Origin of the sequence: Bacteroides sp. D20, from assembly GCF_003436255.1 — a bacterium.
GTDB classification, from domain to species: domain Bacteria; phylum Bacteroidota; class Bacteroidia; order Bacteroidales; family Bacteroidaceae; genus Bacteroides; species Bacteroides uniformis.
The window spans coordinates 103268-116119 of record NZ_QSOO01000012.1; the positions used below are offsets into that span (position 1 = coordinate 103268).

The following is a 12852-nucleotide window of genomic DNA, read 5'->3' on the forward strand; positions in this document are numbered from 1 at the left end:
ACAAAAGAGTATTAATGAATAAATAATTGATATACGCTTCATATTTTTTATTTTATCGTGAATTGAAACTGGTCATAAGATTCCGTACGCCATGCCTTGTCCTTGGTTTGAGGAGAAAAGCCGAAAAGCGGAGAATAGGTCCTGACCTGCACCGTATGTCCGTCGGGCAGGAATTCGAGCAGACGCAGCCAGCCGTCTCCCCCGTTTCCACTCATGCCGCCACCCAACGCCTGGCAGTTGAACATCATCTGGTGCACATCGTGTCCGGCTGCATTCTTGTCGGTACGGAATCCCGTGGTATAGTCCAACCGTTCATTCGGAGTGGCATAGTGTCCGCACAGCACAAGACGGATGTTGGCGGAAGGTTGCACCAGCTTCTGCCAGATGCCTTCGCCCGTATTGGACGGGGTTATCTTATAGCCTTCTTTGGTGATGCGCTTGCTGTCGAAGCCGGTAAGATAGGAATGGGTGATGAGAATCACTGTGTGGTCTTTGAAGCGTGGGGTAGCCACCAGCTCCCTTGCCCATGACAAGACCTCATCACGTGGGGCAAATTCAACGGCAATAATCAAAATCCTCCCCCAATGCTCGTCCGTTATCTCCATAGCGGCATTTTCCAGCGTAGGCAGGCCGTTTCTGTTATTGGTTGCAGCCACGATGGTCTTTTTCCATTGGCTGTTGCGCTCTATCGGGAAATATTCCGGGAAACGGGTCATCGAGTTCTCCGAACGGGTGTAGCCATAATCATGGTTTCCGGTAGAAATGAGATAAGGGACCTTGTTGTCCAACCGCCCGAAAGCCCGCGACACAAATGTCCACTGCTCCCGGCTCGTAAGATTCCCGAAACGCGGGAAGGGAGGTAGAATACATTCATTCTGGTCTACCAAGTCGCCCGTACAAAGCACCGCCTTTACACGGAGGGAGTCTATATGATGAGCGGTCCACGCCGTCATCAGCTCAAAAACCGGCTGGTTATAGTCATACTTCACGTAGTTTTGCGGGTCGCCCAGCAGGACGATGGAAAAAGAATTAGGATTGCACAAATGCTGCTGGTTGGTATTGACTTGTGCCCGGAGCTGGAGGAATGCCAGCAGGCATCCCAAACAAAGAATGATTCTGTTTTTCATGGTTGCGTACTGAATTGATAAATACATGTCTGTTTATAAAGGTCTCCTTCACGTAATACGATGGAGGGGAAATGCGGATTGTTCGGTGTATCGGGAAAGCACTGGGTTTCAAAGCAGACGGCGCTACGACGCGGATACACAGTGCCATGCATGCCCGTGAAGCCCGGCAAATAATTGCCGGTGTACATGATAAGCCCCGGCTCTGTGGTATAGATATCCATTCTGCGCCCACTGGACGGACTGATGCAGGTGGCGGCGAAAGAGAGCTCATGCAGCGCGGGTTTCTTCAAGACAAAACAGTGGTCATAACCGTGGCCGTTGAGCAACTGCAAGTCTTTCCGGTTGATGCGTTCGCCTATGGAATGGTAGTCGCGGAAATCAAAAGGCGTATCGCCCACTGCCCTGACTTCACCGGTATTGTTCGTATTCATGTCGATAGGCAGGTAGAAATCCGCGTTTATCCTCACCAGATGGTCTTCAATGGAGGTAGTGGGAGTTTCCATGCCCGCCAGGTTAAAATAGGCATGATTGGTGGGACAGAACAAGGTGTCGCGGTCTGTCTCCGCCTCATAATCTATACGGAACCCATTGTCGTCCGTCAAGGTATACATCATCCTTACCGTAACATTGCCCGGAAAACCGGCTTCTCCATCGGCATGGAAATGCCGGAGGAGAAGTTGGTTTTCACACGGTTGCTGTGCTTCCCACACCACCGTGTGAAAACCGTTATCACCACTGTGCAGAGTATTAGAAACAGAGTTAAGCTGTAAGTGATAATCTTTTTCTCCTACACGGAAAGCGCCGTGCAATATGCGTCCGGCTACGGGGCCTATAGTAGCTCCTATATAATAGTCCTTGCTTTGCCTGCGGGCCTCTTCCAGCGTATCGAAGCCTATGACGACATTTTCAAACTTACCATGACTATCAGGAGCCATGATGGATAAGACGATGGCCCCGTAGTTCGTGACGCACATCTCCATACCGCTGCCATTGCGCAGTATATAAAGGCCGGTATCCTTTCCGTTGATTACGGACCGGAAATTATCAGGATTCAATCCCGTCAGGTTGGTCTTATCTTTCATACTTTCTAAACTTCGGGATATTCGTTGCACAACAGATGTTCGGCCGGAACATCCTCTTCTATCTGCGGGAAACGCCCCTTGGGGGTGAGGAAACGGTTGTCTCTCATGTCATCGTTCACTGTAGAGACTTCGCCTACCAGACAATGGTCGTCCTCGGCCCAGAAAGTATGGTAGAGATAAGGCTCATAACAAATGCTTTGTCCGGGAGCAAGACGCACCGTTTCTCCGGGAGCTACCCGTGTACTGACTCCGTCGATGGAAACGACAAGCGGTTCTTCAGTCAGCATTTCAGTTTCCTTGTCGGCCTTCCACAGACGCATGCAGAGGATTCCTCCGCCCCGGTTGATGATGTCTTCCGTTTTCAGCCAATGGAAATGGGTAGGAGTAACTTGTCCGCAGCGGACAAACATAATCTTTTCACAATAGGGTTTGTCTTTCTTCTGCAGACTTCCATTACGGAGGGTTACCAGAGTCAGGCCGATTTTCAGGAAATCGCCCCAGCCGAAGTCGGTCAAGTCCCAGCCCATGGCTCTTTCCCGGATATCATTACATTCCAGTCCTTTGCTTTTCCAGTCGTCCGGAGTCCAGTCCGCCCATGGCGGCAGCATGAAGTGATACTTTGTCATAAATGCTTTGGCTTCGCGGATATATTGATTGATTTCACTGCGTTTCATATTTGTCTATTTTTTAAGGTGTTATACTTTTATTTCTTCAATAATTCTTTCAGCGGGATAGCCTGGAACTGAATGTCGGCTTGACTCCCCTCATAAAAGATACCTATGGTATGCTCGTCAATGGAAGTCATGCAAGAGTACCCCGCCCCCCTACCTTCATCCAACAACATCCAATACTCCTCGGGCCAAGTTTGCCCGTCATCGAAACTCACCTTAATGGTAATGTTGTTACGGCGCTCTTTTGAATTAGGATTGGCAAAGAGTAATACATGACGTTCTTCTCCGTCTTCAATATAATCATGGCGCAGCAAGGATGCCTGGCAAGCCGGTTCAATGAGAGCTCTGCGCGACGTGGGATGTTCCGTCCACGTTTTCCCCAAATCGGCAGTGACGGCAATAGCCCGCCCATTACCTTCCTGACGTCCCCGGTTGCTGCGCTCACGCATGTTCAACATCAAGGAATGGTCTGAAAGTTCTACCACCTGACATTCGTTGGTATTGTAGTAGGCCGGTTCGCCTACGGTCCAGTTTTCGCCCTTGTCTTTACTCCACATGATTGTAGAGAACTGAAGCCCGTCTTCGTTTCGCCCCTCTACCGGAAATACCAATGTACCGTCTTCCATTGTGATGCCACGACCCGGTCCGGGAGCAAGCAGCCACCATTTTTCCTTTTTTACTTGGCGGGTAATGTTACGCGGCTCACTCCAGGTAAGTCCGTCGTCAGTACTCTTACTAATCAGGAATTGGGAACTCTGTTTAACGTCATATCCCGGCTGAGAACCGTGCGCACGCCACTGGTGGTTCCATACGGTCGAGGTATCGGTAAGATTCTCTATCCATTTGCCCGTCTTGGGGTCCAAGACTCCGTGCATCCATAACCCTATGACATAGAGGTCTCCGGTGAAATCATCCGACAAGATGCAACCATCACTCACTCCATTATATTTCTGAGGTAACCCGCCCCATTCTTTCATATCCAGAACAGTCTGCATGGGTTGCCAAGTCCGCCCTCCATCTTCACTGCGATTGATGGCAATATCAATGTCACCCTGCAAATCGTCATCTCTTTCATTGCGTGCATCATACAAGGCCAGCAAGGTACCTTTCGTCGAAGTCACCAATCCGGGAATGCGGGAAGTGTGTACCCCGTCCTGACCCGGCTGCCGCAGGGCCACTCCTATACGGAGCGGCTTTACTGCGGGCAACTGGCGGATGCCCACCAGCCCCAAGTCTGTCTGGACACTGCTGCATGAGATTTCAATCTTGCTTGTAGCCTGCGCCGCATCATCCCTCAGTCGGAGTGCCACCCAGCATGTCAGTGTATCTTCCTCTATCTGCCGGCCTACCTTAAAACTCAATTGTTTGTTCACCGGTTTGGCACTTGCACAAACCTGCCCACAATTCTCATCCAAGAACAGCGAAGCGGAAACGACATCACCGGAACGGACAGTTCCATCCAAAGTGAAATTTATCTTTTCCAACTGATATGCCACGCCGCTGTTCCTAATCAGACGCAGACACAATACCGGATTATGCTCCTTCAATGTCAACACCGGATATACCGGTTGCCGAATCTCCACCGCTATCTTATCCGTATAATTTTGGCATGCCATGATGCCCCAAGCAGACAAGACCAGTAAAAGTATAGTCTTATATCTCATATCATCCCAATATTTATTTGTAACCTTCCGTTTGTGTTATATTCGGATTAGTATTGAGACAAGCAGGAGCAATAGGCCACAAGGTAACATTCTTCTCCCCTTCACGCCCCTTCAAGGTCTCAATAAGCTCGAATTCCTTATTAAAGCGAAGGTATGCCCACCATGCTTTTGATTCTGCGACAAACTCTTTCAGTATTTCGCTGATAATGGCATTGTCTATGGCATCCTGAGTCCTTGCCGTGTAGTAGTTGTCTACCCCATAAGCACGCTTGGCCACTACATTCAGATTCTGCAAAGCGGCATCCGTATTTCCCAAGGCATTTTCCACTTCAGCTTTCAAAAGATAGGCTTCGGCCAAACGATAGACGGGGACATCACTGTCAAAACTACGCGTATCATTGGCAAAGGAGCCTTTGAACTTCACAACCATCCTTTTAATCTGTACTTCTTCCGTCAGGAACTTATCCTCGAATACCCGTACTGAAACATCCGTACGCGTGTCACGTGCATCCTCAGCCAGGAAATCGCAATAGGCTTGCGTGGGCACAACATACTGGGCATGGGAACCGGCAGGAACCTCATCCTCGGTATATCCGGCTTCCCTCAGCCGGGTTCTGTCACCGTTAGGTGCCAGATAATAGGCGAAAAAGTTGGGGGATGTTCCCGGAGTCACATTTTCATTGACGATATAGGGCAATGTCCAGATAAGCTCAGAATTGGCTTCGTTGTTTAAATTGAAAATATCGGCAAACGTGGGAAGAAGTGTATATCCGGCTTTCAATACCGCATCAACAGAAGACTGCGCCGTACTCAGAGCCGCATTCCCTCCTCCCAGACGCTTTGCCTTCCATAAGTAATATTCAGTACGCAACATGTTGATGGCTGCCGGAGATGCCTTATGGAGAAGCTTGGAAGAAGCGGGCATCAACCTTAAAGCTTCTTCTATATCGGTTTCGACCTGAGCATATACTTCAGAGGCCGCCGTACGGCTGGGATACATGTCCTCCTGCTTTTCTGACTCAAAGCCGGAAGTCAGTAACGGACAGTCACCGAATACCCGCACCAGAGTAAAGTAACAATATGCCCGTAGGAAATAGGCATTGGCCATCACTTCACTGCGTGTAGCTTCATTGGTGAAAGAGATTTCCGGAGTATGCTTCAGAATCAAATTTGCACTGTTAATGGTAGTATATATGCTACTCCAATTTGTACCTGCATCACCGCTCAGCAATACGTTTGTACCCACTCTATTAAAAAACGCATCATTTACCGCCCCACTCTCATACCAGTTTGAGCGCATCTCTCCATAGATGTTGAGCAAATCGGAAAAGGCGGAACGGAATTGAGTATATGCTCCATTTACCGCACTCGTAGCATCGCTCTCCTCTGTCCACATGGATAGGCTGGTGAACTGGCTGGGCTGTATCACATTCAGGTCTCCATGACATGATGTAAAAAACGAGACCCCACTTATAAGAAGAATGCCGGATAATATTTTTATTTTCATAATTCTTATTTTTCGTATTAAACTTCTTTTATCACAAAGTAACTTTACATCCGATAGAGAACTTACGGATAGGCGGATAGGTGTTGAAACTACCGGAATAGGTACTTGATGCACCTACTTCGGGAGAAAGGCCTATTACTTCCGTAAAATAATGCAGATTGTTTCCGGCCAGGGTCAATACCAGCCCTTTCAGACCAATCTTTGCCAGCAATGCCTGAGGCAGAGCATATTGCAGAGAGATTTCACGGATACAGAGATAATCGGCTTTCTGGGTGAAAACATCGGAGTTGTCCCGGAAATTCTTATTCAACTCATCGGAGTCATTGCCTGAGAAACGGGCATACTTGGCCTTACTCGGGTCATCCCCCACATTCCAGCATTTTAGGATTTCAGCAGGCAGGCTGGTGTTTCCATTCATGAAATTACACATCTGGCGTTGCAGATAACCATTGGAAATGGAGTGCCCCAAAGCAAAATCAAGATAGACATTCAAAGTGAAGCCCTTGTAAGTGAAAGTATTGTTCAAACCTCCGGTGGTATGGGGAATCGTATTTCCCAGCAGGAACATATCATTGCTGTTGATGATATTGTCTCCGTTCAGGTCTTTCCACTCATAGTCTCCAATAGTCTTTTTTCCGACACCCAGTTTCTGTTTCGTGGTCCAGTCCCAACCTTTGGATGAGGTGTCATAACGGGCATTGGCAGCCTGCTCGGGAGTTGTAATGATAAAGTCTTTCTTATATCCATAGAAACGCCCCAACGGTTCACCCTCGGCAACACCTCCGAATTCTTTGGTCGTGCCATCCTGCATTTTTACAGAGTATCCTCCCTGGCGGTTCTTGTCCCGTCCGTTTTCGGGCAGTTTAAGCACCTTGTTCTTTACGTAAGTAATGGTGAATTTAGATTCCCACGTGAAATCCTTCTTGACAATGTTACGTGTTGTTATTTCAGCATCGAAACCACGGAAACGTACTTTTCCAAGATTGGTAAGGATGGAACCGTATCCCGACGTATTGGGCAATACTTTGGAAGTAATCAGGTTATCCGTAATCTTATTAAAGTAATCGATACCCAGAATGATGCGGTTCTTGAACAAGCCTAAATCAAAACCTAAATCCAATTGTGTGGAAGTCTCCCATTCAAGAGCCTTGTTAGGCATGGCCGAAGAAACGGTCGCAGCACTTTGATCGTAACTGGTGGTAATGGCATACAATCCTAATGCATCGTAATAGCCGATGGAGTTGTTACCGGTCTGCCCATAACTGCCACGCCACTTCAAATTACTTATAAAACCGATATTCTGCATAAAAGGCTCATCACTCATAACCCATCCGACAGACAATCCGGGGAAGAATCCCCATTGGTTGCCTTTGGCAAAACGGGAAGAGCCGTCCTCACGGAAAGTAGCAGTCAACATATATCTTTTCAGATAATCATAGTTCAATCGGCCGAAATAACCGATATTCACATCTTCCTGCTTGGTCGACGTTGCATCGGAATAAACAGAACCTCCGTTCAATGTCGGTATCTTGTCGGAGCTGTGTCCGGTAGTGGCAGCATACACATACTTGTACAAATATTGCTGATAGGAATATCCTACCATCGCACTGATGCTGTGTTTATCGGCAAACGTTCTTGTATAGCTGGTGTAGAATTCCAGTTTCTTCCGTTGCTCATCCGTCATGTTGGTAGTCGCCTTCCGCGTTCCATTCATCGGGTTGGCACGCATGAATGTATCTCCATGGCTGTTTTGCGTAAACAAAGAAGCGGTGCCCACAGCATGCCATCCTTTCAAAACTTCCCAATCAAGAGAGCCGACTAACCCCAAACGGTTGGTACGCTGATTGTTATCATTAAAATACGAGTAGAAGCTCGGATTCGGAGACGAAGAGTTTGGACCTGGCGTCGGGGTTCCGTACCATTCATTGTCAGACACCCAATATTTACGTTGAACAGCCGGGGTCATCAGTCCACGGGAAATCACCTGATACTGACTGGCATACTCTTCGCTATTCGTCTGGCTGTAATCTATGTTGCTACTGAAAGTCAGGTTCTCTCTGATTTTGGCAGTTACATTAGTACGGGCATTGAAACGGTCGAATGCCGTGCCTACACCTACACCGGAATCTTTCATATAGCCAATACTGCCCACATAGCTCAATTTCTCCGTACCTCCTTCTATCCCCACATAATAATTTTGCCAAAGAGCATTCTTGAAACAAGTACTGGCCCAATCATTATCTTCAAAAATCAAAGTCTTACTGGGATCCAACGGATCAGCCACAGACTTCCATCCTGCCGGAATGCTCTCTCCATCCCTCAGGTAACGGGTAGAAAACTTGGAAGCATCCGTATTGCCGGAACTATAAGCATATCCGTCAAGGTATAACTTTTCCGGACTGGGTCCGGAAGCCCAACGATCGCGCATGATAGTAACAGCTTGGGTAGCATCCAGATACTCAATCATCCGCTCCACATTCTCGTTTGCAAAGGAAGCCTCAAACGTCACTCGAGGAGCACCGCTTTTTCCTTTTCTTGTCGTAATCAGGACAACTCCATTCGATGCACGCGAACCATAAATAGCAGAAGAAGCGGCATCCTTCAAGACTTCGATAGATTCGATGTCATTGGGATTGATACCCGCTGTACTGCGCTCTACGCCATCAACTAATATAAGAGGAGAATTACTCTGACTGATAGATGAACCACCACGAATCAAGAACGTAGCCTCTGCACCCGGAGTATTGTTCTCATTGTACACGCGTACACCCGCAATTTTACCCTTCAGCCCTTCTCCCACAGTATTGATAGGAGTTGCCTTCAATGTTTCTCCATCCACCTTACTGATAGCGGATGTTACGGTACGCTTGGATTGGGTACCATAACCTACAACCACCACTTCATCCAGCCCCATGGTGGTCGGTTCCATCCGGATGTTAAGAATCTTTTGATTAGTAATCAGGATTTGCTGTTCATCATAGCCCACATAGGAAAATACAAGAGTTTCCCCCTTGCTTACTTTCAGCTGGAAAGCGCCATTCATATCCGTAATAACTCCTCGAGTCGTACCCTTCACAGCGATGGAAACTCCTGGAAGAGTTTCACCAGTATTGTCCACTACTACACCTGATAGGTTAAATTCTTGTGCCCAAAGCAAAAATGGGCAAAATAGTAGAAAAGTTATGAGGTGAAAATGAAATATTTTTCTCATCTTTGTTACGATTTTAATAATAAATTGTTTCAGTAATTTATTTAAGGGGAAACGAGAAGTGCCAATACTCGTTTCCCCTCCCTTTTCGGGGGTCAAACTTAAGTTGGCCAATGAGTTTTTTCATTGGATGTATTGTTGCAATATCTCCATAGGCAATCGTTTTTAGTTAATTAATGTATTTGAAGAATTCCGTATTTTTCAATTCGTTTCTTGTCTCCTCCAGCTCTTCTTCAGAACAAGGAGCTATCGGCAATCGACATGGTCCACAGTCTATTCCTGCCAGTTTCATGAATATCTTACCAGCTCTGACTCCTCCCCCATGCTTTATCAGCACATCAATGATTTCAACAGATTTCCATTGCATTTCACGGGCTGTTTCAAGGTCTCCCTTTTCCATGGCTTCCATCACAGCTTTGTATATACCCGGAACATAGTTGTAGGTACTGCCTACGGCAGCCTTAGCTCCAACCGACAATCCGGTAATCAGTATCTCATCAAAACCGTGCAAGACTTCGAACGCCCCACCGTCCGCATGAATGCACTGCTGCATCTCCATCAGGTTGTTATGAGTAAACTTGACTCCCACCAGATTGGGAATTTGCTTCTTGCCCTCTATAAGGAACTTGTGTACCGGCAAGGAAACCCCGGTTATGGACGGCATGTTATAGTAATAAAACGGCAAGCGGGAAGCCGATGCAGCTATCGGCTTGAAAAAACCTATCAGCTCATCTACAGAACCGGGCTTGAAAAAGCAGGGCGCCATGGCTGCTATCATATCAGCTCCAATAGCTTGCGCATGGGCTGCCAGCTCGGCACACTGAACCTGCGACATGCCACCTACATGCACTATCACTTTCAGTTTTCCCTTGGCTGCCTCCATCCATTTTTCCGCAACAGCCTTTCGTTCTTCTGTTGTCAGAGAAACGGATTCTCCCGTCGTGCCACAAATAAACACTCCCGTCACACATTTCTTTTGCATCAGAAACTCTGCATACGGCCCGATCACCTGCAAATTTAAGGAACCATCTTCGTGCATTGGCGTAAATGGTGCAGCGATTAATCCTGTTAAAAGTCGTTTGTTCATAAATAAAATTATATTATAATTAATGATAGGTTCAAACCTATTTTTTCTTAAAGAACAAGCTTGCCAGATAACCTATGACAAAACATGAGATAAAGCCGGATGCCGTGTACAAAAGCAAATGGAACGTCTGGAATCTGGCAACAAACAATTGTACGATGATACTTGCGACTATACCAATGATTGCTCCTCCGGAATTGGCGCGTTTGGTAAGCATGCCCAACATGAACAGTCCTCCCATACTGCCCAATATGAGCCCGAGTATCTTGTTAAATTCGTCCCACAATGAAGCGATATTCCATGTTGCCATAAGAAAAGCAAAAGATAGACTAATGATTCCTATCACACAAGTTGCCATACGTGCCGCATGCAATTCATTGCCACCCTCTCCCTTATGAAAGAAACGTGAATAAATGTCTACTATATAAGCTGTGGCTGCCGAATTCATACTGCCGCTCAAAGTGGACATTGCCGCAGCGAAGATGCCCGAAATCAACAACCCTACAATACCGACCGGTAATTGGGTAAAAATATACCACGGAAAAATAGCATCGCCGTTAGGAATACTGATACTCAGATTCTCAGGATACACCTTGTAATAGGCATAAAGCGCAGTGCCTATAAAGAAGAAAATCAGTGTGGCGGGAACAGTCAGTATCGCATTGGTCCATACACTCTTCCGTGCCTCTTTCATCGAAGAGGTAGTGAGATAGCGCTGCACCATACTTTGGTCCGTCCCATAGGTGGTAAGATGGGTAAAACATGCGGCAATAATGACAGTCCACATCGTAGCATCCTTCAAGTCAAAGTTCGTCGCTCCCAAATCGAACTTACCGTTTGCCACGGCAATATCAATCGTTTCACCCAATCCACCGGGAAGAGAACACGAGATGTATATCACTGCAAATATCGCTCCTCCCAACAGTACAATTACTTGAATGGCATCTGTCCATACAACCGCCTCTATTCCCCCTATCATTGTATATAGAATACTACAAACTCCCATAATACCGATACATAGGAATATATCCAATCCAGTCACCACATTCAAAGCAATGGAGGGCAGAAAAAGCACAACGCCCATACGCCCTACCTGGAAAATAATAAAGGCCAGACTGCAAATAACCCGGATAAAGACATTGAAACGTATCTCCAGATATTCATAGGCAGTCGTTATATTCAATCTCCGGAAAAAAGGAATAAAGACATAAACAATGACGGGGGCAACAAACACAATACCGGTATTGAACAACACATAACTCCAGTTAGTGGCATATGCCTTGGAGGGTATAGCCATGAAGGTGATGGCACTCAACGCGGTTCCGAAAAGACTCAGCCCGGCAGCCCACCACGGAATACGTCCTCCACCCTTGAAATAGTCATTCGTACTTTTCTGGCGCCGTGAAAAGTAAATTCCAATTCCGGCCAATACGGCAAAATAACCGATAATCACAAGGATATTGACAAGTCCCAACCCCTTTTCCAAAGGAACAATATCCCCTTGAAGGCTGTACAGTCTATTCGTTCCGGAACTGGCATTGCTACCGAGTATAACGAAGGAACGGTTTCTTTGCAAGACTTGCATAGTGTCATAGGTACCTGGAATACATTCAGACTTGACAAGAGTCTGCGTAATTGTATGGTATTTCCATAAAGCATTCTCTTTTTTAAGATGCTGTGTATCTTCCGGCTCTTTCTGAAAAAGAAGTATATGGTTGGCTCCGCTGGCGACAGCAGCACATATTCCTTTCGGAAAATCCGAACCTAATGAACTCCATTTACCCAATTGGGGGTTATAGACATATCCATCAGTCAAGCAAGAAGACAACCCTTCTTCCGTTTCCGTCTGTCCACCCAATAAATACAGACAAGGGGAAACGCCGTTGTTCTGTACCACGAGAATTGCATCTTCCCGGACGCATCCCGGATAGCCCGGTAGTTCTTTCCATCCTCTGGACTTGTTCGACAAGTCCAGCACAAAAAAAGAATCCGATAACCTGGACGGACTTACCGACTTCCTGCCTCCAAACAAATATACCTTATTGTCCAGTAGTGCTCCTGCCGCGTTAGACAACGGAAAAGGAAGTGGCGGCCAATCTTCCGAAACATTCAGTTTGCCCTGCTGCATTGTGACAAAAAATACATCTTCGTAGCATTGGGAAGAATCACGCCCTCCAATACACAAGATACCGTCAGAGAGTGTTATGGAAGCGCCATAAGCCAACGGCTTGGACAACACATCTTCATACAAAGCGAATCCGGCATTTTCAGAAAGGCATACCGCATTTCTTCCCCATCGGCTATAATCGTCGGAAGTGCCGCCTGCCAATACAATTTGTCCGCCAAGTACTCCGGAAAAGAGTCCCAAAGTGTTGTGTTCCTCATTAAAAACACTCTCGTTGCCCCACTTTATCTGCTCAGAATGAGAAGCATCTGCAGCTCTCAGGCTTTGACCCCAAAACAAACAAAGGCATACCAATGCAACACAATTATTTACAATCCGTGTCAT

Annotated in this window: 8 protein-coding genes; all 8 read right to left on the reverse strand. The window is 46.8% G+C overall.

Features of this window, described 5'->3' with window-relative positions:
- Positions 1 to 47: 47 nt before the first annotated feature.
- Positions 48 to 1127 carry a metallophosphoesterase gene (locus DXD78_RS13385; protein WP_005836957.1) on the reverse strand — a complete coding sequence of 360 codons (1080 nt, stop codon included), beginning with the start codon at positions 1125 to 1127 and terminating at the stop codon, positions 48 to 50.
- Positions 1124 to 2209, reverse strand: coding sequence for an aldose epimerase family protein (locus DXD78_RS13390; protein WP_009038518.1), 1086 nt, complete (start codon positions 2207 to 2209; stop codon positions 1124 to 1126). The genes DXD78_RS13385 and DXD78_RS13390 overlap by 4 nt, the downstream gene beginning before the upstream one ends.
- 5 nt (positions 2210 to 2214) lie before the next feature.
- The gene (locus DXD78_RS13395; protein ID WP_009038519.1) at positions 2215 to 2883 is read right to left on the reverse strand and encodes a D-lyxose/D-mannose family sugar isomerase; all 669 of its coding nucleotides are present in this window, start codon (positions 2881 to 2883) and stop codon (positions 2215 to 2217) included.
- 29 nt (positions 2884 to 2912) lie between these two features.
- Complete coding sequence (locus DXD78_RS13400; protein WP_009038520.1) at positions 2913 to 4544, reverse strand: sialidase family protein; 1632 nt, start codon at positions 4542 to 4544, stop codon at positions 2913 to 2915.
- Between the two features lie 13 nt (positions 4545 to 4557).
- Complete coding sequence (locus DXD78_RS13405; protein WP_009038521.1) at positions 4558 to 6051, reverse strand: RagB/SusD family nutrient uptake outer membrane protein; 1494 nt, start codon at positions 6049 to 6051, stop codon at positions 4558 to 4560.
- Positions 6052 to 6082: 31 nt separating this feature from the next.
- Positions 6083 to 9262, reverse strand: coding sequence for a TonB-dependent receptor (locus DXD78_RS13410; protein ID WP_016273669.1), 3180 nt, complete (start codon positions 9260 to 9262; stop codon positions 6083 to 6085).
- 166 nt (positions 9263 to 9428) lie between these two features.
- On the reverse strand, positions 9429 to 10346 hold the full coding sequence (locus tag DXD78_RS13415) for a dihydrodipicolinate synthase family protein (protein ID WP_005829247.1): 918 nt from the start codon (positions 10344 to 10346) through the stop codon (positions 9429 to 9431).
- A gap of 37 nt (positions 10347 to 10383) precedes the next feature.
- Positions 10384 to 12852 carry a sodium/solute symporter gene (locus DXD78_RS13420; RefSeq protein WP_009038523.1) on the reverse strand — a complete coding sequence of 823 codons (2469 nt, stop codon included), beginning with the start codon at positions 12850 to 12852 and terminating at the stop codon, positions 10384 to 10386.